Source organism: Halobellus sp. Atlit-38R, from assembly GCF_003665925.1.
Lineage (GTDB): Archaea > Halobacteriota > Halobacteria > Halobacteriales > Haloferacaceae > Haloquadratum > Haloquadratum inordinatus.
In genome coordinates, this window is sequence record NZ_QXIJ01000017.1 from 13,316 (window position 1) to 37,022 (window position 23,707).

Consider the following 23,707-nt stretch of genomic DNA (forward strand, 5'->3'; position numbering starts at 1 on the left):
TCTTCAACTCTTCTGCAGAACGGTTATGAATGTTCAGTTCGAGTTTCTTACAGTAGATGCCGGTTGACGACGAACTCGAGGAACACTCCATACGGGTCTTGGTAATCGAGCCCTCAACTGGAACTGGGATCGATCTCGCGTCCCAACTCACGTCCGACGAACGGAACGACCTTGTACTTCAGACTGCCCCGACGCTTGAGGGGGCCCAAACTGTGCTTGCGACCGAACAGATCGATTGTGTCCTGACGCGTCATAGCCCACCAACGATGGATGGCGTGGAAATCCTCTCGGCCTTGCGCGCCGAGTACCCGAAACTGCCGGTGTTGATTGCGACCGGGACCGCACACGCTGACCACGTGCTTGATAGCGCAGCCACAGGGCTCATCGAAATGCGGGACGGCGAGGTCCATACAGGGTTTGTCGCCAATCAGATCGAATCTGTCGTCTCGCGGGTTCGTGAACGTCGCACCGCTGAATCACGGCTGGCAGCAAGTCAGGATAGTCTCCAGCGACTCCACCGAATCACGGCGAACCCAGACTCGACGTTCAAAGAGCAAGTCCATCAGTTGCTCGCATTCGGGTCCGACGTGTTCGAGGTTGATATCGCGTTTCTCGCCCAGATTGAGCAGGACGCAGGTGACTTCGAGGTCGTTGCGGCGGCAGGAGACCACGACTTGATTCAGGCGGGTGTATCAACCGACCTTTCGGAAACGTACTGTCGCCGAACGGTAGACACGAATACCGACGCTCCAGTGGCGGTACAGAACGCAGCCGAGGAGATGACAGACGATCCTGCCTTCGAGAAGTTCGGGCTGGGCTGCTATCTGGGTGCCCGACTCGACGTCAACGGCGACCTGTACGGGACGCTGTGTTTCGCGGATCGAGATCCACGTCAGACCGAGTTCACCGACGAGGAACGAGCCCTGATCGAGATTATGGCGCAGTGGCTGCGCCAACAACTCGAACACCGCGAGTACCGTGATGAGCTTGCGACGACGCGAGACAGACTTCAGCGCACGCTCGAACGGGTGGACGATGCGTTCTTCGCTGTCGATACTGACTGGTGTGTCACCTACATCAATGAGGTGGGTGCGGAGGTGCTTCGACAGGCGATGGGGCTCGGTGAGGACGCCGACGTGATGGGGAAACATCTCTGGGAGAACATCCCCGAAGCCGTCGAGACGACATTTTTCCAGAAGTATCACGATGCCTTCGAGACGCAGCAATCCGTCTTCTTCGAGGAGTATTTCGAACCAATGGATGTCTGGTTCGAGGTGCGGGCGTATCCGGACGAAGAGGGGCTGTCGGTGTATTTCACGGATGTCACTGAGCGGAAGGAGCGCGAACGCGAATTCGAACGGTTCCGAAACCTGCTCGACCAAACAGAACGTGTCGCCGATGTCGGCGGATGGGAGATACATGTCGAAACGAATGCGGTGTTTTGGACTGACCACCTCTTTGACCTGCTCGGCGTCGAGTACGACGAGGAACCCGTACTTGATGAGGCGCTAGATGTCTATCACGAGGACGACAGACCGATCATTGAGGGCGCTGTTGCGGAGGCGATCGAAGCAGAGGAACCATTCGACGTCGAACTGCGCTACTGGAAGTCCGAAGATGATCTCCGCTGGCTCCGCGTCCGGGGGGTGCCGATTACTGACGCGGACGGCGACGTGGTGACGATCCGGGGAGCGGCCCAAGACGTGACTGAGCGCAAGGAGCGTGAACGGACACTTAATGCGCTTCTCGACGCCTCACGGGCGTTCATCGAAGCCGCAAACGAGGAGGAGCTTCTCACGGCGATCATTGACGAGATGGAGCGTGTCTTCGGATATGAACTCACGTCAGTCCGGCTCCACGATACCAACGCCGAGGCACTCCCCCCGACAAGATACTCCTCGCAGGCACACAAACACGTGCCCGATCCGCCGACGTTCGATGACGACGAGGGAGTGATCGGGGATGCCTTCCAGTCACAGGAGCCGGTAGTGATCGACGATCTGTCTGCTGCGACGAATATCGAGTACGGACCGGTTGAATCGGCGATGTTTCTCCCGCTCGGCGAGCACGGCGTGCTGGGCATCGGGTCGATGACTCCAGGTGCGTTCGGCGAGGAAGACGCTGCCCTTGTGGAACTGCTGTCGATCACGGCCGCGAGCGCGCTTGATCGTCTCGATCGGGAGCTGGAGATGCGCCAACTCCAACGGATTCTCGACCAACTCGACGAGAAAGTCTTCCTCCTGAACGAGGGCGGAGAGTTGGCCTTCGTGACGCAACCGTTGACGCGGTATCTCGGGCGGGATCCTGACCAACTTGCTGAGACGGCACTCACCGATCTCATACCGCCGGATGAGAGGGGATCCGTGGACGCGGCACTGCGAGACGTGCGGACATCGCCCCCTGAGAAACGGCTCACGATGGAAACCGAAGTTCTGCTAGGCGACGGTGAACGCCGGCCTGTGGAATTCGAATTCTCGGCGATATCGGATCGGAGCAGTGTCGCGATTGCGGCCGTGTTGCACGACATCGGCGAACTCGCGGCGACACGTACCCACCTCGAAGCCGAGCGCGAGCGGTTTCGGGAGCTCTTCGAGAACCTTCCTGACCCGGTGGTTGAGGTGCGATTCGAAAACGAAGAGCCGATTGTCGAATACAGCAATCCGGCCTTTACTGCTGTCTTTGGCTATGACACGGAGGAAGCTCGTGGTATGAACCTGAACACACTTGTCGTTCCTGACGAACGCGCACCGGACGCTGGCATCCTGTATGAGAGTACACAGACCGATACAGAGGTGCGCGTCAACGTCCAACGGGAGACAGCAGATGGCCGGCGTGACTTCCTTGTTCGGAGCATCCCCTACGCACTTGATGCCGAGCAGTTCGCGTTTGCAGTGTACACAGATATCACCGACCAGAAAGAGCGCGAACGGTACTTGGGAGTGGTCAATCGGGTGCTGCGGCACAACCTGCGAAACGATATGAATGTCGTCATGGGAATGGCGACGTATCTGGCCGACCAGATTGACGACGAGGAGCTTACTGAGCACGCAGAGCGACTTCGCGCGAACGCTGAAGCCGTGGCGACGTTGAGCGAGAAAGCCAAAGACCTCGAACGGATCCTCAGTAGACGCCAGCACGACACCCAAGCGACAGATGTCGTCCCACTCCTCCGGGAGGCGGCTGCTGAAAAGCAAGCCGAGTATGCAGAAGCCGACATCGACCTGGACCTTCCCGAAGAGCTGTGGGTTACTGGAAACGAGATTCTCACTCGGGCGTTTGAAGAGGTGATTGAAAATGCGATCGAGCACACTGACGGCCCGATGGTTATCGTTAGTGCTCGGACGGTCCCGAACGAGAGCGACTGGGCGGAGGTCCGGATCAGCGACAACGGCCCTGGTATCCCCGACAGTGAGTGGGAGGTCGTCGTCGGCAATGAAGACATCACACAACTGTCGCACGCAAGCGGACTCGGTCTCTGGCTCACTCGGTGGATTGCAGAATTGGTGGGCGGCGAGATACGCCGAGAGCAGACATCGGCGGCGGGGGGGACGGTTGTGATCCGGCTCGCTAACGAAACGCCCACGCAATCGGCAGGGGTTGCTGAACCCTCATAGCGACGAACGTTCGGAACGCTCGGTTGCTCAGTTTCCTCGTTGTGCGGTCGTGAGTGCTATTGCTCACCATCTGAAGATAGTTCGTCATCGAACAGCACCGTTTTCGACGCTGCAGGGAGGTAGCTGACGGCATATGGCATTTTGGGCTGTTGATAAATAGTATGAAGACGTAGTCACGGATAGAACGATGGCACGAATCACCGGCTCCTACCCAGATGACCTCGACCTCCTCATCGAGGGGGCTGTCGAGGCTGGTGTGTTCGGGGGAAAGAGCGATGCGTTGCGCGAGTTCGTGCGTGAATACTTCGAGGACCATAAGAACGAACGGATTGCAGCTGCGGTGGCCCTCTACGAACGCGAGCGAATCACACTCGGTGATGCTGCGAGACTCGCTGATGTCGACCGCTGGACGATGCGTGACATCCTCCGTGAGCACGGCGTTGAACTTCGCCTCGGGCTTGTTGACGAAGACGACGCAACCTACGAGGTAGAGGCAGCACGTGAGCTCAACTTCGACGGTTATGATGGTGAGGTGCTGACCGAGGTAACCAGTGATCACGACGCCTGGGGCGTCGACGTCGAGTAAATGCCACGTGCACTCACTCAAACCACTGAAGACACAACCGGAGAGAGATCATCGAGGAATCTGCGAAGGTGTGACGCACTTTGAGCATCGACGCCGATGATGACTCCCTCATCAGCGTCCTGATAATGGAGCAACAGCCAGTCACGATATAAATAGAGTGTGCACCGATACTCTCCAAGTATGGCTGATTGCAACTCGTTCTGCGGAGTCTCTTGATCTCGAAAATCAGCGACGAGAGAATGCAGATCATCCAAATATATCTCATCTCTTTTCGTGACTTCTGTTTCCGCAGTGGGAGCGATATAGAGCGTCCGAATATCAGAATCGTCGTAGGCGACTGCGAGGTTGAAATACTCGCCGAGATCATCGTTAAGATACTGGACGAGTTCTTGCTCGCCGTTGTGGAGGTCGTCGTGGGGGGACACAGTCGGAATCTAGTTAGATAATAGATATATGTTACTGATCATTTCGGAAGGCAATGCGTAGATTGCCAACGGAGTAGCTGACCCCGTGGTAGTAATAACTGCCAGCAGTCCACCAGTTCGATGCTATGGGAATACTTGTGCCCGAAAGAACTGGGAGTCCGATGATTGGACTCCAAACCTGAAACTCCCACCGCTCGGTCCACGCGAAAGCCCCGGGGCTTGACCCCGAGGCAATTTACGCGGAAGAGGATTCAAGGAGTGTGTCGGTCAACAGGGTTCGCGAACGCTACGTTCTGTCTTACTTGGCTGATCTCCACCAGTGGCTCATCGCCTGGTTCGGCCTCAGGCACGATTACCACAAAGCCACGATCAACTTTGGCAATTCCGTCACCCTGATCGCCGACTGTTTCGATAGTAACCCGCCGAATCTCTCCCTGAGTGACTGGCGGGGTGACCGGTTGATCCTGCTTCTGTGTAGATTCTGTCTCCACAGGCGTAGTGACCGTGTCTAAGATTGCGACTCGATATGTCTCACCAGCTGAAAGAGTGTCGTGCGTGATTTGGTCAGAGGGGACCTCAAGAACGTACTCTCCATTTCTTTCTTCGAGAGTGACACTATGAACAGACCGAAGCGATTCTGAAATCTCAACCATAGACGACTAACTCTACCGTGCAGGGTTTAAAAACCACCTGTCCAGCACATTGGTAAATATAAATTTAACTGATACAAGACAATTAATACAAACTGATATACATTAATGTCAGGTAGATACTGATTAGGCCTGCCACCGTGACGTACCAACGTTATTCATTTAGACTGCTAGTCGAAGTGTCTGATTCTTCTCTTTAACTGGTTTGAAATGGAGAATACACCGGTAACGACACAAAGTGAGGCCGTTACAGACTACTAGGTCCGTGACAGCAGACGCCTGAAGATATGACACTCCAATTCAAAACGAACCAAATTTCTATAAATTCTTTGTATAGTACTAAACTGATATTTCACGCGTGATTGGCGGTGACGTATTTTTCGGTCCGGACAACGTGCGATCATCATTCTCGGTGGTCGCAGCCAGCAGACACGTCCTGTCGCGTTGCCAGAGTGTTCAACTAATGTCGTATGCTGTCCGGACACCCACGACACGGGGCTCAACTTGCACGGATCTCTTAGTTTTGATCGAAACAGACTACGGTAGCGTCTGTCCTCGCCAGAACTTTCTATGTGGTAGGATATTTTCCACTTGTCTTCGTTGACTTTGGCGGCTGGACGGTACAGTTTACAGTAGTCTATCCCACTTTTTCCAGGAACCGCCGATAGCTCGGCGATAAATTCTGGGTGTTGCGTCTCTTCAAGATACTCTTGGATGAGCACAGGGGACACACCGGCGCGCCGATGCTGGCCTCCACAGGTGATTCGCGAACCGTTTCATCGAGTTCTTCTTACTGAAATTCTAATTTGTCCGCCGCTGAATGTTCCCCACTCGGCTAACTTAGTTTACGAAAGATTATCCGTGTATATGATTGCTGTTAATAAACTCGAATTTGACAAAAACAGACTAGGCGTAGAAACAATTACTCACCGTAGTCGATTGCCACTGACTTCAGCTGCGTCATTCCCTCAAGGTGCCAATGGCCCTTGTATTCGCCACCGCTACCGCTTTCTTTGAATCCACCAAACGGTAATTGGTGCTCCCAGAAATTGTTTGTGCCGTTGACTACGATACCACCTGACTGGAGACGATCGACTACTTGGTGAGCGTGTTGAATGGATTCTGTAAATACGGCCGCCTGGAGTCCATATCGGGAGTCATTCGCAACTTTGAGGGCTTCTTCGCGATCTGAAACAGGGATGATTGGAGTGAGCGGGCCAAACGTTTCCTCGGCCGCAGCTCGCATATCTGGAGTCACGTCAGCTAATACAGTTGGCTCAATGTAGCGATCGCCGATAGATCCGCCTGTAATTACACGTGCGCCCCCTTCGACGGCTTGAGTGATCTGTTCGCGCATCGTTTCTTTAATATCGTCATTGATTGGAGGTCCGATGTCGGTTTCGTCGTCTCGAGGATCGCCAACAGTGAGGGTTTCAGTACGTTGGCAAACAGCGGTGACGAGGTCCTCATAGACGGCCTCAGTAGCGATCACTCGTTCAGTCCCCGAGCAGGACTGTCCACAGTTATAATTGCTTCCCATCACGATTGCATCTGCAGCTTTTGGAATATTTGCGTCGTCAAGTACTAACACAGGATCTTTTCCACCTAACTCAAGCAGACACTCAGCACTTCTGTCGGCGGCGTCTGCAGCGATACGTTGACCAACATCAGTACTCCCAGTGAAGGCGATGAGCCGCACGTCTTGGTGGCTGCTCAGTGCGGACCCAATAGTGCTCCCTGCGCCAGGAATGAAGTTGAAGGCTCCATCAGGAAGTGACGTCTGTGCGAAAGCGTCAGTAATGTGAGTGGCAGTCAGTGCGGCCTCGGATGCTGGTTTCCACGTGATCGGATTTCCAGTGACGAGTGCGGCTGACAGATGATCCAAGGGGATCTCAAATGGATAGTTCCATGGAGTAATGATACTAGTCGGTCCGTACGGTTCTCGGCGGGTGAAATTATGTCGGTTATCGTATTGCGACCGGGTGGTATCTCCAGAGAGCCGAATTGCATCCGCTGCGTATGCTCGTCCCGAATGAATGGCACTCGAAACCTCTTCACGAGCCTCAGAAAGAGGTTTCCCAACCTCCACACTCATCGTTTCGGCGATTTCATCGGCACGCTGTTCTAGGAAGTCCATTGCTGTACGGATGGCTGCAGCGCGTTCGTGTACGTTAGTCTCGCGGAACTCTCGTGTTATCTTGACATTTGCGTTGATAGCTTCGTCAACGTGGTCTGTAGTCCCGGTAGCAATTTTCCCGAGCTCTGATTCGTCAATTGGGGACTCTGCCCGAATCGGGGTAGTCTCAGGTTCAATCCACTCGCCACTAATGTATAACGGCTTCATCAGCACGCTGTTTGACATTCACTGGCATAAATTTTTGTCAATCCCTCCCAACGTTTTTTTACTGCCCTTGGATTTGTTTCACTGAGAGTTAATGACGAGTGTAACAGGGGTTGTTGCCCTATCAGTCATTTCAGGCGTTCTATGGGGTATTGGACCGATATTCTCTAAACTTGGTATGGAGCGAGGGGGACAACCACGCCGAGCAACGTTGATTGTTCTCCTTGTGGGTGCAACTGTCTTCTGGGCTCTCTCATTAGCACGCGGTACGGTACACAGTCTAGTAACACAGCTCCCCATCCAGACAATCTCTATTTTTGCAATTTCAGGTGTGATTGGAACATCAATGGCGTGGTTGCTGTGGTTTCGTGGTATCAAGTGGGTAGGTGCGAGCGTGAGCAACGTTCTATTTTATACCCAGCCACTATTTGCGGCCCTTCTCGCCGCGCTTACATTGGGTGAGAATTTAACACCGACGACAATTACAGGAGTCGTGCTTATTGTCAGTGGTGTTGGATTGCTCTCTCTTTCTGGGAGCACAAATCTGCAGTCCCGAGCCTCCACAGCGTTGTTGTTCCCGCTAGCTGCTGCAGTGTTCGCTGCTGTAAGCAACGTATTAAATCGCTTTGGGTTCCAAACGTCGGCTGCAACACCGCTGGAAGCCGCAACAATCAATTTAACTAGTGCACTGCCGCTCGTTGTTGGACATACCCTTATGTTCCACACGGATGCGATAACCACACCCAGTCCCTCTGATATGTACTTCGTGGGCTCTGGACTCGCAAACGCAGCCGCTGTGTTCACGATGTTTACTGCGCTTTCAAACGGTCCTGTCGTCATTGTTGCCCCACTCGTAAGTACATCTCCTCTGTTCACGACTGCTCTTGCCTATGTGGTATTGACAGACGTAGAGAACGTTACCTCCCGGACCATCGTAAGTGCGCTTCTTACGGTCCTCGGCGCAGCAATCACAGCATTTTAGCGATCTCAGCAAGAGGCTCGTCACCGGCTTGATCATTTATATTGGTGGAAAATAATGAATGAATAATGTCTGAAAAAGATCCCCCGCGTCCGGCACACTTGCCACCAGGATTTGACGAGGATTCTCCCTATAACGCTGGTAAGCTTGACGATCATCCTGACTGGTGGACCCAGAATATCAAGGTGTTCCGCGAACATGAGATGCGGCCTTACCGTCCCCCACGCTTGTCAGATGGGACAGTGACGACAAATATCATTGACCGGCTTGAGACGACCTACGACGTCGATATCCGCATACGCGCGGTTGATCCACAAGACGGTGGATCTTGGAAAATACTCGTTGATGGCGAGGTAGCCACTTCGGTTGAGCATACTCGAACTGAATCCGGCAACACACGGTACGAACTGACAGCGGAAGACTTCGAAGAATCTATCACAGAAGCGATTGAGGAATAAGAAGGCCTCAGAGTCCGTATATTCGCTCTGTATTTTCTGACATAACTTTCTGAAGCTCCCCGGCAGTGAGAGTTTCTGACAGGCGGTCAAGAACATCCTCCGGGAGGTCAGAAACACCCTGTGGCAGGTCAGAAGCGAACAGCACGTTCTCGGGGCCGACCATATTCACCATTGCAGCGAACTGTGGCTGCCCGTGAGCTGGCTGATTCATCGGTTGAGTTGTCCAATAAAATGACTCTGAAAGGTACGCGCTGGGTAGTTTCGATAGGGCCGGAATTTCATATCCGAGTTCGAGGTAGTGATCATCCAACCGGTAGGTAATAAACGGAACAAAGCCGACTCCTGCCCCTTGAATCACAAAGTCAATATCGTATCTTTCTGGTACACCTTCAAAGAGAAGCGATGTGAGGTTCCGCATCTGCACGAATCCGTACTGGTAGACAAAGTCTTCTGGGAATGACTGTGCCCACCAATACTGCTGTCCGAAGCTCTTGTTTCCAACAGTAGACTTCATTGCGATAGGGAGATCGTGCGCTTCCGCCGCATCGTACAAGGGTTCGTACTGACGGTGCCCCGGCGGGGGAAGAAGGCCACTGGCGGGTAACTGAACACCGACAATGTCGTCCTCATCAGCGAGTCGGTCAATTTCCTCAGCGGCTCGAGTTGGATGTTGGGGTGCGACGACAGCGTTTCCTACGAGGTTTGAATGTTCATCTAGCTGTGATAACAGCCAATCATTATACGCACTTGCTAAGGCAACAGCGAAGCGGTCGTTGTTGACCTCTGAGAGGCCAAGGTTGAGTGTCGGGTTAATTACTCCCGCATCAATATCAGCAGTTGCGGCCCGACCAGCGACGTCATCAGCACCGATCACCTCATCAACAGAGCTCTCAGCCACAGGATCCCCACTTCCATTGGTTCGTTTGTACTCGTATAATGGATAACTCGACGGCCCAGCGTAGATCATATCGTGCTGTAGGTCTGTCAAGGATACAACTCTGTGAGCCCCAGTGGAGTCATCCATATGCTCAACGAGTGCAGCAGGGGTCTCTTGAACCTGCATATCAGCATCGACAACACGGTCAAGTTCATCGACGTTCCCGATTTGTTCCTCTTCGGGAACGTGCAATGCACTCTCTAGCATATTGGCTAGTGGATACCCGCGGCCTCATAATAGTATCGTGCCTACTCAGCCAACCGGCCGAATTCGGATCCGGATCTGTTGTCACACAGAAAAGGAAAAAGCAGAGGCTCTGCTACAAAGAGTCAGTTACCGAACGGCGTAGATGGTTCCGTCTTCGATTTCAACATCATACGTGGGTACCCCATAGCGCTCGTCTTTGGGACTCTTACCAGTCTCAATATCAAACATCCATCCGTGCCACGGGCAGACAACGTATCGTTCCTCGTCATCGTACACCCAGTCCCAACCGTCTTCACCCGTGGTCATACCTCCGCTGAGTGCACCTTCGCACAGGGGGCCAGCTTGGTGAATACAATAATTTGCAAGGGCATAATACTCGCCGCGATGCCGGAAGACAGCAATCTCTTGTCCATCAATCTCTGTAATCACACGCGATCCATCTTCATCAAGGGCGTTGACGTCAGCAACAGCGTAACGTTCGGTCATACAATATCGTAAACGTCCATCGCATTTGTTCCCATCATTGCATTCACTTCATCAGCACTGAAATAAGCTCGAACTCGGTCAAAGAGCTCTTCGGGAGTATCGAAGTCTGGGTGCGGTGCATCTGCAGCGAACATCAGATTCTCCGGACCAATAAGCTCAATGAGCCACGCAAGATGTCGAGGTGTCTGGGCCGTATGTCCAAGCGGTTGCGTACACCAATAGAATGTGTCGGAGACGTACTCACTTGGCGGCTTTGAGAGAGCTGGTATTTCTGAGGGGAATTCGTGGTAAGCAGTGTCAAGCCGACCGAGTAAGTACGGAACGTAGCCCACACCTGCTTCCTGGAATACGAATGTGAGATCTGGGAACCGCTCAGGGACGCCATTAAGCAACAACGAGGATGCATTTGCCATATGTGCAAACGGATGCTGTGTGACGTGATCCTCTGCGTATGTTTCTGCCCAGAAGGATTGCTCTGGGAACGGCTTCATACCAGCACCACTTGTGTGCATACTGATGGGAAGGTCATTTGATTCGGCTGCCTCATAGATCGGATCATACGAGGCGTGCCCTGCTGGAGGAACAAGTGCCGTGCCTAATAGCTGCACCCCGGCGATATCCTGTTCGTCAGCTAGGCGGTTGATCTCTTCGGCCGATCTGTGTGGGTCTTGGGGAGCAACCACAAGGTTACCGACCATATTGTCGTATTGGTCAAGCTCTGCAACGAGCCAATCATTATATCCCTGCATAATCGCGACAGCGTAGTCACGTTCTCGGATGAAATTGAGGTTGAGTATGAGTGTCGGATTTGCAACCCCTGCGTCAACCCCAATGCGTTCAGTCACGGCAGCCGTCTCTTCAAGCTTAGCATCATTGTACAACCCACCTCCTTCCACCTCTTCCTGTTTCATATCCTCATATAGGTACGTCGGAGTCGGTGAATGGTAGAGATTCATCTCTGTCCCTGGCGCTGGCGACGACTCAAAGAACGACTCGAAGCGCTCGTGACCGTCATCGAGATGAGCACGGATGTCGGCCCAAGAGGCCTGTGCGTGCGCGTCGGCGTCAACAACGACGTCAATGTCATCGAGTGACGTCAGCGACTGCTGTTTGGCACTCTGTGTCATTGTCTGAGTCTCGTGCGTCCAATTTAAAAAAGTTGTGTCGAGGTGAGCGTTTCAACGTAACGACAGATACAACCCCCTTGAGTGATGCTGTTTAATATGTTGATAGATCAAACATCTTTTAGTAGTGGCGTACACGAGAATGTATGCTGTTGGCGTCTACCATGCAATTTGAACCCATTACGGGTGCCGAATTATTCGTGGAAGCGCTGGAATCATACGGCGTTACACACCTATTCGGTAATCCCGGCACGACAGAACTGCCCATTATGCGTGCTACCGCAGGCTCAGACCTGGAGTATATCCTTGGCCTCCACGAAGATATCGCAGTGGGAATGGCTGGAGGGTACGCGAGTGCACGCAGATACCACTCCCACTACGACTCATCAATTAATCCGCTTGGTGTGGTGAACCTCCACGTCGCACCAGGATTAGCGCACGGACTCGGAAATGTGCAAAACGCGGCTTGGTCTGGGGCACCCCTCCTTGTCACTGCAGGAAATCATAGTACTGATTTCCAGTATGAGGAGCCGATTTTATCTGGCGAGCTCGCGGGGATGGTAGATGAATACTGTAAAATGAGCGCTGAGATACGAGATGTCTCGAACATTCCCACAATGGTGCGGCGAGCAGTTAAGACAGCGCTGACTCCTCCAATGGGCCCGGTGTTTCTCGGACTCCCGATGGACGTAATGAGTGCGGAGACGACTGATTCGCCTGAACGACTTGGCGCAGTTCCATCGCCTGGTCGAGGAGACGCGGCACAGATCGAAGCGGCATCACAAGCGCTTGAAGCTGCTAAGGATCCTGTTCTGGTCTTAGGAGATCGGGTCGCGCGGGCTGGCCCAGGTGCCATTGAGGCAGGTATTTCGCTTGCCGAAGCGACCGGAAGCCCTGTCTACAGCGAGATGAACACCTGTGAGATTAACTTCCCACCGGAACACGACCAGTGGGTGTCGTATCTCTCACCCGATCCCGATATGGGGAGGGTAGCGTTTGATTCCGATGTTTTGGTCTTCGTTGGCTGTACGACGAACACGCCATACATTCCGTACGATGACCCCTACATACCGTCAGATGCAACGATAGTAGATGTCAGCGTTGATGAGGCTGATATTGCGAAGAATAAACCGGCGGACGTCGCAGTCATCGGTGGACTTGAGGAGGTAATGCGTGAGATAGCGAACCAGGTTGACATTTCGGAGGACAAATGCAACAAGCGCCAGCAACGTATCCCAGAACGGCGTAATGAGATACTATCCCTGCTTGACGTTAGTAGAGAAGATCGCTCCGACGGAGCGATCTCAAAGGAAGCCCTCGCGGATGCGCTTGCAGACGTCGGTCCGGATAGTTACGTACTTAATGAGAGCAATACCAGTAAGTTCGCTCTTCTATCTCGTTGGGAGCCAGGGCCCGAACAATTCGTCTCAAACAAGAATGGTGGGTTAGGCTATAGTCTTCCTGCCACGGTGGGGGCTGCAGTGGCACACAGAGAGCAAGGAAGTGATCGTTCCGTTGTTGGATTCCTCGGCGACGGCTCATACCTGTACTACCCGCAGTCATTATACAGTGCAGCACGGTACAATCTCGATTTGACAGTTGTTGTTCCCAACAACGAGAACTACCGAATTCTCAAAGACGGTATGCTCGACATCTACGGTGGGACAGACGACGACCACGACTACGTGGGAATGGACTTTGACCCAGCCGTTGATATCGCGGCCAATGCTGAAAGCCACGGTGCATCCGGCTACCGAGTGAGCAAGCGCTCGAACCTTGTGGAGACGCTGACTTCAGCGATCGGATCAGCAAATCCCACCGTAGTGGACGCAAAAATACACGACTAAGCAATCTCGACTCAGTCATCACATCAACCATCAAACAATTGACAACCCAAAGACGTATGTTGCCGTCGCCTGAGTGTGAATGTGATGTCTCCTGAGACACAGGTTCGAGTGGTGCACATTGACCCAGATGGGTTTGAAGATCTGGAGATCGAACGCTCCGAATTGGGGTCCGAGTTCGATTCAATGACTTTCGAGGCTGTAGACGCAAGCGGAAAAGAAGTTGCAAACCAAGTTGGGACGGCAGATATTATCCTCACCCACTATGCAGCAGTTCCAGCAGAAGTGATGAATGCTACTGAGTGCTCAGTCGTCTCTTGCTATGCCACAGGCGTCGACAACGTTGACGTAGAAGCAGCAACTGATCGGGGCGTGGCAGTAACGAACGTGCCGCAATACTGTGACGAAGAAGTTGGAGAACATATCGTGACGCTCGGTCTGGCACTTCTTCGTGGTCTGCCCCAGTATGAACAACACACCGCTAACGGCGGGTGGGACTGGCGCGCGGCCGGGCCTGTAAAGACGGCAACGACACAGACATTCGGATTCTTTGCATTTGGTCGAAAGGCGCGTGTCGCCGCGAAACGCGCAGAAGATTTTGGATTCAATGTAATTGCCCACGATCCATACCTTTCTGATGAAGAGATACGCGACGCTGGGCCAGACCCTGTGTCGTTCAACGACCTTGTTGAGAAGTCCGACCTCCTTTCACTAAACGCACCGTTAACTCCCGAAACAGAGCAACTTTTCGATGCCTCTGTCTTTGAGCGGATGGCCGAAAACTCGGTGCTAATTAACACAGCTCGAGGACGACTTGTTGACGAAGATGCGCTTGTTGACGCACTTGATAATGGACCACTCCGAGGAGCGGGTCTTGACGTGCTCGCAACAGAGCCACCTGAAAAAAATAACGAGCTTGTAACCCACCCTGATACGATCGTAACGCCTCACGCAGCCTGGTTTTCTCCGGACGCTGTTGAGCGAGTCCGGCGACGCGGATCGCAGATTGCTGCTGCCGCTTATAGGGGTGAAGCCGTCGACGGTGTGGTGAATCCTGAAGCATTCGAGTCTCGATAGTCTGTACAAATTCTCTTATTTCAGTCGCTCTTGTGGCGGAGATTGTTGGTGAGTCATAGCGCAGTTTCGAGGATGGTTTTGAGCGCTTCTTTCCCCGGTTTGCGGAACACTTCTCGACGGAGCTGAAACGCTCGGATATACGGCGTGAGTCTGTCTTTAGAGACACCTCGATGCGGCGAGAGCCACCGTCGCGCCAGCGACGCGTGGCTCTCGCAGGTGTTCACGTGAACGTCTCCATCGACGTACTCGCCGTCACCGTGGACGACGTATTCACGGGTGAATGCGTTGTCCTCGTCAAGTGGATCGTATGCCCGAAAGCCGTCTGTGTAGACGGTTAACGACTCCTGCTGGCGGTCGGCCAGCAGGAGTCGAATCCTCGATTCGGTCGCGGCTTTCGTTGGGATCACGTGTCGTTCACCACTGCCGCGATCAGCGAGAACAAACACAGGGAGCTTGTCCTCAGCGTATGTTCCACGTCCGCGCGTAGACAGGCCACGCGAGCGCGACGGCTGGTCGCGCTCGCGGCCCTTGAGACCTGCTTTCACGTAGAATTCATCTATCTCGATGGGGCCTTCGAGCTGTAGTCGAGGCGCGTCCAGCGCTCGCAAAAAGCGCTGGACGCGCCGGTAGATCGTCTTGTATGAAACGTCAATCTCTACGTCTAATTGCCTGAGACTTGTGTTGAAGCGGATGTAGGTGTAGACGGCGAGAAACCACTTTCTGAGCGCCACCGAAGAATGTTCGAAGATCGTGCCGGTCTGATCGTTGAACGTGCGGTCGCAATCCTTACAGAGATACCGCTGAAACACGCGATAGCTGCCGTACCGAATCACAGATTCGCCACGGCAGCGTGGGCAATAGACGCCGTCGCGCCAGCGAACCTGTTCCAGCAGGTTCGCGGCGCGACGCTCCGAGACGAACGTCTTGATAGGGAACATTGTTCGTCGGGTGACGCGGCCGCGTCACCCTTGCCCGCTGTGACTTCCAGCTACTGCTGAGAACTCACCAACAATCCTCTACCCAAGAGCGTATTTCAGTACTCCAAGCTGCGCAGCCCAAAGCGGCGTGTTACCACCCGTACATATTTGAATGTGCGAACGAAGTGAAGATTGTATGAGGCTGTCAAAAGCGGAGTCAGCACTTCAAGAGCGAGCAGCAGAGTTCGCGGCTGAGACGATTGAACCGGCAGCAGTTGAGCACGAACGAACAAGTACGCACCCAACAGACATCGTTCGAGAAGCCGCCCGAGAAGGACTTACCTCTGCGTCACTCCCTGCAGAATACGGAGGTGGAGGGCTCGGAATTACTGGGAGTCTCTTGGTGCGGGAACAGCTGTACGCAGCTGACCCTGGGATCGCAGAAGCCATCACAGGGTCAATGTTCGGGTGCGAGATTATTGCGAATGATGGGACCGAAGAACAAGCCGAGCGGTGGGTCCGTCCAGTTACAAATGGTGAAATCATTACCGGGGCAGCGATGACAGAACCGCGTGGCGGTTCGGACTTCGCAAACACCGAGACCCAAGCCGTCCGCAATGGTGACGAATATGTGCTTAATGGCGAGAAGATTTTCATTGGGAACGGACACATCGCCGACGCTGTACTCGTTTTCGCGCGAACAGAAGATACGGATCCACCCCACAGAGGACTCTCATCTTTCGTTGTTGAATCAGGAACCGAGGGCTTCTATCGCGAAGAGCTTGAAGGGTTCACTGGGCCAGGAGCGATGGCACTTGGAAGACTCGAACTGAATGATGCTACGGTTCCTGTTGATGCCCGGATCGGTGAGGAAGGGGATGGGTTCTATCAAGCAATGCGGACGATGAATGGTAGTCGGCTTGAAATTGCCGCAAGTTCGATCGGGGCGGCGCGCGGAGCACTGGATCGAACGATCGAGTACACCTCTGAGCGAGAAACTTTTGGTAAGCCGGTCAAAGATCGGCAAGCAGTTCGACACCGGATCGCAGAGTACGAAGCCCGTTTAGAGGCGCTCCGAACATTCACTTACGAGACCGCTCGTGACCTTGAGGAGAACGTTGAACTCGCAGAGGAGCCAGCAATGGCAAAGTTGCTGGCAGCCCAGTTGGCCGAAGAAGTGGCGAGCGATGCGGTTCAATTACACGGAGGATACGGGCTTCTTGATGAGTACCTCGTTGAAGAGTACCTGCGATGGTCGAAAATTGCGCAGATCTACGACGGTACAAATGAGATTATGCGGGGGATCATCGCAGAATCTGTTCTCGACGAGTGAGTGGCATCTACGGCGACAGCTCTCCGCTCAAATTTGAGGCCGGAGGGTCGCCGTAGACATTGGAGTGACTATCGCAGCGGCTAATTGATCTTGTCTTGTCGTATTGGGTTGTCCAGCCTTCTGGAAGCAGCTGTAACCCATAGGGTGAGTTCTATCTCTGTTTCTTTCTGTCTTCTATAGGGCCGGCTAAGTCAGACATACGCTGCCTGGTTACTACATAATAAACCCAGAGAATCTTTACATACCTTCGGTCAGCAATATCGAAAGCGTATGCCAATGGACTACAGCGACCAATTCGAGTCAATTCAGTGTCGGTTCGACGAGGGGAGCGGAGTCGGACGGATTGTCCTAGATCGTCCCGGCTCTCTGAACGCTATGTCAGAACAGACGCTCAACGAACTTCCAGTGGCCATCGAGACATTCGATCGGCTTGATCGAGATGGTGACCGTATTTCTGTGCGGAGTTTGATTATCTCTGGTGCGGGTGACGAGGCCTTTTGTGTTGGAGTCGACGTTGATGACATCGGTGGAGAACGCTATCCATTCACTGCCTCTTCATTTCGTGAAGCGCTATTCACTATCGAGCAGTTTGGCGCGCCAGTGATCGCAGAGATTGATGGCTACTGTGTTGGTGGAGGTCTAGAACTCGCGTTGATGTGTGATTTTAGAATTGCAAGCGAATCTAGTGAACTTGGATTCCCAGAAATAGACCTTGGTATCTTCCCCTCTGGAGTTGGCACAACTCAGCGGCTCCCACTGCTTGTTGGACCGAGCCGTGCGAAGGAGCTCTGTATGACTGGTGAATTCGTTTCTGGGACTCAAGCTGCTGCGGATGGACTAATTGATTATGCTCACACCGCTGATGACCTGAAGCACAAAGTTACCGAATTTGCAGAAACCTTAGCAAGCAAGCCACCTCTTGCGGTGCGCGCAATCAAAGACGCAATCAATCAGTCACGAAACGTTGGTCTAGAAGACGGGACTGAGTATGAGTACAAGACATACCTACCGTTGTTACATACCGAAGACTATCAAGATGGTTCGGAAGCATTTGGATCTGATCGAGAACCCAGTTGGCAGGGGAGATAAAAATATAAAATATCAATAACAACCTGGGTTTTATATACTTGTTCATTGATATGTGGTATGATGACGGGAACCAGACAGAGCTCCGACAGCGTAGAGTCAAACAACTCAGGAAGAGTCAACCGTCGCCAATTCATTCGTGCAGGGACTGCAGCTACGATAGCGGGTCTTGCCGGGTGCTCAGGCGGCAGCGGGGGATCAGGAACTGAAAGCAGTTCTGGGTCTTCCGGTAGTGGAACTGACTCCGGGGGCGAGACAGTTGGAAGCACGGGCGATGAGTCAGTAACCCTCAGGGTCTCAGTGTGGAGTGGGACTTATGCTGACTATTTCAGAGAGACGGTGAAAAAAAGGTATGAAGAGGAAACTGGAAACACTCTAAAAGTGATTCCAGGCTGGAACGAAATCCTCTCAAAAATCAAGGCTGCACCAGCTGATAACCCTCCCTACGATGTTTCCATTACTGACGGCTACTTCTACCATCAAGGGATGGCGGATAATCTATTTATGGAGGTAAATTACGACAATGTCCCCAACATCGATAACGTTTATCCGTACCTCAAAGAGTTCTGGACGACAAAGTATGGCGTCCCAACAGACGGGTCTCCGATGGCGCTCATCTACAATTCCGACAACATCGACTGGGAGCCATCAAATTGGCAAGACCTAGAAGAGGCTGAAAAAGTCGGTATGGAAGGTGGGTTCTACGTTTACCCCTTGCACGTTGGTGCTATTGCGGCCGATCAAAAAACCGGTGCCCAAGAGATCTACAATGAGTCAAGCCACAGCGCTGTCTTTGATCAGCTGGAGGCTTTCGATGTGAAAGCTTGGTACGGATCTGGCGCTGAGATTTGGGAATTATTCCGTCAGGGTACGGTCAACATCGCACAATGGTACTACGGGACGGCACTTCAGGAGGCTCAAGAGCAAGACAATGTTAACGCTGTGCTGCCACCGACGACTACAGCCTACTTTGACCACTATTGTCCCGTCCGTGGGACTGATAAAAAGGCAGAAGCAGAAGAGCTGCTGAACTTTATGCTCCGTCCAGAAGTTCAAACAGAGTGGACGAACTCGGCTAACCTACTGATGTCCACAAAAGGTGTCGAGTACTCCGATCTGACCTCAGAGGACTACCCACAATCGAATGAAGAGTACAAAAATACGTTCGCGTTCCCTGATTGGAGTTACCTAAGCGACTACTCCTCAAAGTTCAGCGACAACTTCCAGAAGCTAAAGACGTCGTAAGATCCTCCGCAATGGTGGAACCACCGTCTCGAGAGCGTCTCCGTCGAATTTCTGCTGACTTTTTTGCACCGCCCACTGAAGAGGAACTAGACGTATTCGAATCACTGGCAGAATCGTGGCTAGCGGACCACGACCGGGTAGCATCGCTGGCTGCCGATCGAACGCCCGTCCCGGACCGCAGTCCTGCTGACGTAGAGAAGACTTGGACCGTAGACGATTCAGGGCCGTTCCTCTCCAGATTCTGTCTTGGAGGTGCTTCCAACGGCCCGCTTCGAGGGTATTCCATCGGGGTGAAAGATAATATCGCTGTGGCCGGCGTTCCTATGACGTGTGGATCAACTGCGCTGGAGGATTTCATACCTCCCCGAGATGCTGTCGCAGTGCAGCGCTTGTTGGCTGCTGGTGGCACTGTGGTCGGTAAACTCAATCTTGAGTCGATGGCCTACTCCGGCAGCGGTGAGATCGCTGATTACGGGCCTGTGCCCAACCCTCGCGACAATTCGTACCTCGCTGGGGGATCCTCTAGCGGGTGTGCCGCAGCCGTGGTCAACGGTACGGTTGATCTGGCGGTCGGTACCGACCAAAGTGGGTCAGTACGAGTACCTGCAGCGTGGTCTGGGTGTGTAGGACACAAACCGACCTTTGGACTGGTCCCCTACACCGGTGGGGTAAGTCTTGAGCCCACGGTTGACCATATCGGCCCAATGGCCCAGTCGGTGGCTGACTGTGCGCTGGCACTCGAGGTGATGGCAGGAACGCATCCTTCCGACTCCCGGCAAGGGACAATACCAGCCACGAGAGCAAGTAATGCGATCCACACCGACCAATCGCTTACGATCGGCATTCTCGAAGAGGCTTTTGATCGCAACGTTGGGTCCCAGGTTGTGTCTGAGAAGGTCCAGAACGCGCTGAACACTCTTAGTGCTGAGAGTCACACTGTCGAGTCAGTCTCGGTTCCATTGCACGCTGACGGATTTGCGATTTACAATACTATCGTCCTTGAGTCGTATGCAGCACTCGTACGGGACGAAGGTGCCGGTTACTACAGGCGTGGCAACTACGACGATGCCTTCGCGTCAGCGTTCGCGCAGGCACGCAGGACCCGTGCTCATGAGTTTCCCGCAGCAATGCGCCTCTCGATCGCGCTTGGACGCTACTTGGCTGAGAACTACCACGGCCGATACCATCGCTATGCTCAACGGGTACGAGACGACTTGCGAATTGCCTACGACAAAGCGCTAGCCGAAGTGGACGTACTGGCGATGCCAACGACACCACAGACTGCTCATAAGATCAATCCCGATTTGTCCTTAAAGCGGCGCATTGAGCGTTCAATCGATATGTTCGGAAACACCGCTCCATTCAATCTGACAGGACACCCTGCCGTCTCAGTGCCCTGTGGAAGTGTAGACGGCTTGCCTGTTGGACTGATGTTTGTTGGCAATACTTTCGACGACAAAACCGTGCTTCAGGCAGCACGAGCAGTAGAACGCTCCAGAACATAGAGACGGAAGATTACTTGGCCTCTAGCATCTCCTTTTGAATCACTCTGAAAATTCAGTACAGACTGGGATTCCGATTGTATTATACTCAGTCATTGCTTCCATAGTGCCGGGGATGTCGTGGATATCAATTGTGTCAGAGACGAGGGCACCGGGATCAAGTTTCCCGGTGGTCACCAAATCCAGCAACTCGCTGTACTTAGACGGCTGCAGGCCGTAGGACCCGTACAGCTCCAATTCACCAGTCACAATTTGGTCGACAGGAAGTGGAACTGTTCCTCCCTCCGCATTACTTGTGAGACCAATCTGAATATGACGTCCGCCAGTATCAAGCGATGAAAGTGCGTTTCGGCACGTTTCAGAGATCCCAAGGGCGTCAACAGCTACGTCGGCCCCACCATTGGTGATCGCTCGCACTTCAGCTGCAGGGTCGTCAACGTCTGCGGCATTAACGGTAATATCAGCGCCAATGTCTTCTGCTCGGTCGAGTTTCTCGTTAGTAAGGTCAACGCCAATGACTTGACATCCAAGCGCTTGGGCGATTTGGACGGTTGAGAGACCAACACCACCTAGACCGTGGACGACAACTGTTTCTCCTTGTCCAAGTCCAGCGCGGTGGGCCATTGCACGATAGGCAGTCATAAATCGACAGCCGATACTGGCCGCTGCCGTAGCGCTGATAACATCTGGGAGTAGAGTCGTATTGATATCCGCACGTGGAACGTGAACTTCCTCAGCAAATGCTCCTGGAGCTTCATCGGAGAACCCGAGGTCAATGCGGTTCTCACACCGGTTCTCATAGCCATTCCGGCAAGCTAGACACTCTCCACAGGCAAGATTAAACGGGATTACAACGTCGTCGCCTACAGATCGGGAGGTCACCTCGTCTCCGGTCTCAACTACAGTACCGCAGGGTTCGTGGCCCAGCACGTGTGGGAGAGTCGGACGGGAGTCTAGCCAATCCCAGTCACCCTGCCAAGTGTGCCAATCACTCCGACAGACACCACAACATTCGACTTCTACAACGACGCCGTCTGGGTTCACAGTGGGACGTTCGACATTGGTCACGTTGAGCGGCTCGCCAAACTCCTCAAGCAAGACTGCTTGCATCATCTGTACCAATTCGGGATAAAAATAAAAAATTATGCATAATATGAGGGCCGAAACCGAATACAAAAACCTCAGATGGGTTACAGCTGCTTCGCAAGACGTTCAAGTCCGAGCACCACCGCTGCGGGCACGACCAGCACGAGAGTGGCGAGGATTAGAATTGTCGTTACGACGCTAATGAGTGGGCTGAGCGACTGACGGAGCGACACCCAAGCCAAGACCGGAACCGTTCGAGTCTGATAGCCCGACAGGAATAGAGCCATAATAAACTCTTGAAGGCTGATAATGAACGCAATAATAGCCGACGCGAAGATCCCGTGGCGGATATTTGGTAACACTACCTCAAAGAACGTGCGGAACGGACCAGCGCCAAGATCCTGGCCAGCGTCTCTAAGTTCCCAATCAAACCGGGACAGCACCGCTTGCATAATGAAGAATACAAGCGGTGTCGCCCACAGTGAGTGAGCCAGTACAATACCCGGATACGACTGCTGCAGATTGAAGCGGCTCAGGAACATCAGCAAGGTGACCCCGATGACGACTGCTGGGATGAGCAAGGGCAACAGCGCAAGGGGAACGAGGATATTTGTCCACCGCGAGTCCGCACCCTGGACACCGAGTGCGGCTGTTACGCCGAGGGTTGTCGAAAGGATAACTGTCCCCGAAGCTGTAATAGCACTGTTCTTCACCGCGGTGAGCCACTGGTCATCGTTGAGGAACTCAAAGTACCAAGTAAGGCTGACCTCGCTAGGCGGGAACTGAAGGTAGCCAGATTGTGCCAGAGAAGAGCCTGCGATAATAAATAGCGGAGCGAGCATCGCTAAGAATACGAGGACGTAGAACAGTTTGAACAGCCCAGCCTCGAACCACTCGCGTTCAAACATCGTTTACACCTCCTCCATAGCGGTTCAAGAAATTAAACAGCAACAATACGCTTGCGAGTACGATTAGAAGCATAAGCAGTCCCATCGCGCTTGCCTCAGGCCAGTTGAACGCAGTCAGCATCCGATTGTCAACCTCAATGGCAATGGTTCGTTGGGTGCTGGAACCCAAAATCGATGGAGCTGCGTACGCACCGACACCCCAAGCCCATGTAATGACCGTGGCGACAGCAATACCTGGGAGGGCACCAGGAACGACGACTTCAATCACAGAGCGAGGCCGGCTCGCCCCGAGATCTCGGGCCGCCTCAACAGTTTCCCAATTGAGCGTGCTAATAACGCTGTATATCGAGAGGATTGCGTATGGGAGACAGATATACACTTGTCCGATGACGACGCCGAGGAAGTTGTTCATCAGGGGCACCGGCTGGGCGACGAGTCCACTTCCGACAAGCACGTTGTTGATTAACCCTTCCGGGGTGAGCAACAGGACCCATGCGTAGAGTTTGGCCACGATCGTCGTCAACAGCAAAAGCACCGTTGCGAACAGTAGCGCGAGCCGTTTAATGCCACTAGAGCGCCAGATGGCGTAAGCGTAGACAAACCCAACCGTGACTGAGATGATTGTTGAAACGACCGCAAGCTTGAGAGTAAATACGAAGATGCCATGAATGTACGAGGATGTAAGCACATTGAGATAGCTCGAAATTGCCCAGGTGCCGGCAGCATAAGATCCCGAGCCCGTTGGTTGATAAAGACTAATGCGGGTCAAGTAGAGCAGCGGGATCACGAAGAAGACGAGCTCAAATATGGCAGTCGGGATTAGAAGAAGTTTGGCTCTGTTAGATCCCTGCTGGAGGTAGCGGCCAATCCGATTAAATACACTCTCTGTGGTAACGCTCATA

Annotated in this window: 21 protein-coding genes; 11 read left to right on the forward strand and 10 right to left on the reverse strand. The window is 53.3% G+C overall.

Annotated features, from left to right (window positions below):
* Positions 1-56: 56 nt before the first annotated feature.
* Together D3D02_RS16015 and D3D02_RS16020 are read left to right on the forward strand one after the other, a co-directional pair.
* Positions 57-3,614: a PAS domain S-box protein gene (locus tag D3D02_RS16015; RefSeq protein WP_121570983.1), complete on the forward strand. Its 3,558-nt coding sequence runs from the start codon at positions 57-59 to the stop codon at positions 3,612-3,614.
* Between the two features lie 187 nt (positions 3,615-3,801).
* The gene (locus tag D3D02_RS16020; protein ID WP_233560682.1) at positions 3,802-4,200 is read left to right on the forward strand and encodes a UPF0175 family protein; all 399 of its coding nucleotides are present in this window, start codon (positions 3,802-3,804) and stop codon (positions 4,198-4,200) included.
* A gap of 17 nt (positions 4,201-4,217) precedes the next feature.
* Here the strand turns inward: D3D02_RS16020 and D3D02_RS20405 are convergent, their stop codons facing one another.
* The 3 genes from D3D02_RS20405 to D3D02_RS16035 all read right to left on the reverse strand — a co-directional run bounded on the left by D3D02_RS20405 (position 4,218) and on the right by D3D02_RS16035 (position 7,619).
* Complete coding sequence (locus D3D02_RS20405; RefSeq protein WP_147435643.1) at positions 4,218-4,625, reverse strand: hypothetical protein; 408 nt, start codon at positions 4,623-4,625, stop codon at positions 4,218-4,220.
* Positions 4,626-4,876: 251 nt separating this feature from the next.
* The gene (locus D3D02_RS16030) at positions 4,877-5,278 is read right to left on the reverse strand and encodes a TRAM domain-containing protein (protein WP_121570985.1); all 402 of its coding nucleotides are present in this window, start codon (positions 5,276-5,278) and stop codon (positions 4,877-4,879) included.
* 919 nt (positions 5,279-6,197) lie between these two features.
* Positions 6,198-7,619, reverse strand: a complete 1,422-nt coding sequence (locus tag D3D02_RS16035) for an aldehyde dehydrogenase (RefSeq protein ID WP_121571006.1) — start codon at positions 7,617-7,619, stop codon at positions 6,198-6,200.
* Positions 7,620-7,710: 91 nt separating this feature from the next.
* Here D3D02_RS16035 and D3D02_RS21660 point away from each other — a divergent pair, with 91 nt between their 5' ends.
* Positions 7,711-8,598 carry a DMT family transporter gene (locus D3D02_RS21660; protein ID WP_121570986.1) on the forward strand — a complete coding sequence of 296 codons (888 nt, stop codon included), beginning with the start codon at positions 7,711-7,713 and terminating at the stop codon, positions 8,596-8,598.
* A gap of 65 nt (positions 8,599-8,663) precedes the next feature.
* Positions 8,664-9,053 carry a hypothetical protein gene (locus tag D3D02_RS20410; protein ID WP_147435644.1) on the forward strand — a complete coding sequence of 130 codons (390 nt, stop codon included), beginning with the start codon at positions 8,664-8,666 and terminating at the stop codon, positions 9,051-9,053.
* Between the two features lie 7 nt (positions 9,054-9,060).
* Here the strand turns inward: D3D02_RS20410 and D3D02_RS16045 are convergent, their stop codons facing one another.
* The 3 genes from D3D02_RS16045 to D3D02_RS16055 all read right to left on the reverse strand — a co-directional run bounded on the left by D3D02_RS16045 (position 9,061) and on the right by D3D02_RS16055 (position 11,594).
* Positions 9,061-10,197 (reverse strand): amidohydrolase family protein, encoded by a 1,137-nt coding sequence (locus D3D02_RS16045; RefSeq protein WP_121570987.1) that lies wholly within the window; start codon positions 10,195-10,197, stop codon positions 9,061-9,063.
* A 126-nt stretch (positions 10,198-10,323) separates the two neighbouring features.
* Positions 10,324-10,683 carry a Rieske (2Fe-2S) protein gene (locus tag D3D02_RS16050; protein ID WP_121570988.1) on the reverse strand — a complete coding sequence of 120 codons (360 nt, stop codon included), beginning with the start codon at positions 10,681-10,683 and terminating at the stop codon, positions 10,324-10,326.
* Positions 10,680-11,594, reverse strand: coding sequence for an amidohydrolase family protein (locus D3D02_RS16055; RefSeq protein WP_158599391.1), 915 nt, complete (start codon positions 11,592-11,594; stop codon positions 10,680-10,682). Before D3D02_RS16055 ends, D3D02_RS16050 begins: the two co-directional genes overlap by 4 nt.
* A gap of 30 nt (positions 11,595-11,624) precedes the next feature.
* Between D3D02_RS16055 and D3D02_RS20675 the strand changes: the two genes are divergently transcribed.
* The 3 genes from D3D02_RS20675 to D3D02_RS16065 all read left to right on the forward strand — a co-directional run bounded on the left by D3D02_RS20675 (position 11,625) and on the right by D3D02_RS16065 (position 14,728).
* On the forward strand, positions 11,625-11,777 hold the full coding sequence (locus tag D3D02_RS20675; RefSeq protein WP_158599392.1) for a hypothetical protein: 153 nt from the start codon (positions 11,625-11,627) through the stop codon (positions 11,775-11,777).
* Between the two features lie 176 nt (positions 11,778-11,953).
* Complete coding sequence (locus D3D02_RS16060; protein WP_199723132.1) at positions 11,954-13,654, forward strand: thiamine pyrophosphate-binding protein; 1,701 nt, start codon at positions 11,954-11,956, stop codon at positions 13,652-13,654.
* Positions 13,655-13,738: 84 nt separating this feature from the next.
* Positions 13,739-14,728, forward strand: coding sequence for a C-terminal binding protein (locus D3D02_RS16065; protein WP_121570990.1), 990 nt, complete (start codon positions 13,739-13,741; stop codon positions 14,726-14,728).
* A 53-nt stretch (positions 14,729-14,781) separates the two neighbouring features.
* Here D3D02_RS16065 and D3D02_RS16070 read toward each other — a convergent pair whose 3' ends face one another.
* Positions 14,782-15,666 (reverse strand): IS1595 family transposase, encoded by an 885-nt coding sequence (locus D3D02_RS16070; protein WP_121570991.1) that lies wholly within the window; start codon positions 15,664-15,666, stop codon positions 14,782-14,784.
* Between the two features lie 175 nt (positions 15,667-15,841).
* Here D3D02_RS16070 and D3D02_RS16075 point away from each other — a divergent pair, with 175 nt between their 5' ends.
* The 4 genes from D3D02_RS16075 (at position 15,842) to D3D02_RS16090 (ending at position 20,814) form a co-directional block, all read left to right on the forward strand.
* Complete coding sequence (locus tag D3D02_RS16075) at positions 15,842-16,978, forward strand: acyl-CoA dehydrogenase family protein (protein ID WP_158599393.1); 1,137 nt, start codon at positions 15,842-15,844, stop codon at positions 16,976-16,978.
* 276 nt (positions 16,979-17,254) lie between these two features.
* Complete coding sequence (locus tag D3D02_RS16080) at positions 17,255-18,067, forward strand: enoyl-CoA hydratase/isomerase family protein (RefSeq protein ID WP_255410170.1); 813 nt, start codon at positions 17,255-17,257, stop codon at positions 18,065-18,067.
* 57 nt (positions 18,068-18,124) lie between these two features.
* Positions 18,125-19,309 carry a PotD/PotF family extracellular solute-binding protein gene (locus D3D02_RS16085; RefSeq protein WP_121570994.1) on the forward strand — a complete coding sequence of 395 codons (1,185 nt, stop codon included), beginning with the start codon at positions 18,125-18,127 and terminating at the stop codon, positions 19,307-19,309.
* 11 nt (positions 19,310-19,320) lie between these two features.
* The gene (locus tag D3D02_RS16090) at positions 19,321-20,814 is read left to right on the forward strand and encodes an amidase family protein (protein WP_121570995.1); all 1,494 of its coding nucleotides are present in this window, start codon (positions 19,321-19,323) and stop codon (positions 20,812-20,814) included.
* A 39-nt stretch (positions 20,815-20,853) separates the two neighbouring features.
* On the opposite strand, the gene D3D02_RS16095 is transcribed toward D3D02_RS16090, so the two are convergent.
* The 3 genes from D3D02_RS16095 to D3D02_RS16105 all read right to left on the reverse strand — a co-directional run bounded on the left by D3D02_RS16095 (position 20,854) and on the right by D3D02_RS16105 (position 23,706).
* Positions 20,854-21,921, reverse strand: a complete 1,068-nt coding sequence (locus D3D02_RS16095; RefSeq protein ID WP_121571008.1) for a zinc-binding dehydrogenase — start codon at positions 21,919-21,921, stop codon at positions 20,854-20,856.
* 80 nt (positions 21,922-22,001) lie between these two features.
* Positions 22,002-22,805 carry an ABC transporter permease gene (locus D3D02_RS16100; RefSeq protein WP_199723133.1) on the reverse strand — a complete coding sequence of 268 codons (804 nt, stop codon included), beginning with the start codon at positions 22,803-22,805 and terminating at the stop codon, positions 22,002-22,004.
* The gene (locus tag D3D02_RS16105; RefSeq protein ID WP_121570996.1) at positions 22,798-23,706 is read right to left on the reverse strand and encodes an ABC transporter permease; all 909 of its coding nucleotides are present in this window, start codon (positions 23,704-23,706) and stop codon (positions 22,798-22,800) included. Before D3D02_RS16105 ends, D3D02_RS16100 begins: the two co-directional genes overlap by 8 nt.
* Between the last annotated feature and the right edge of the window lies 1 nt (position 23,707).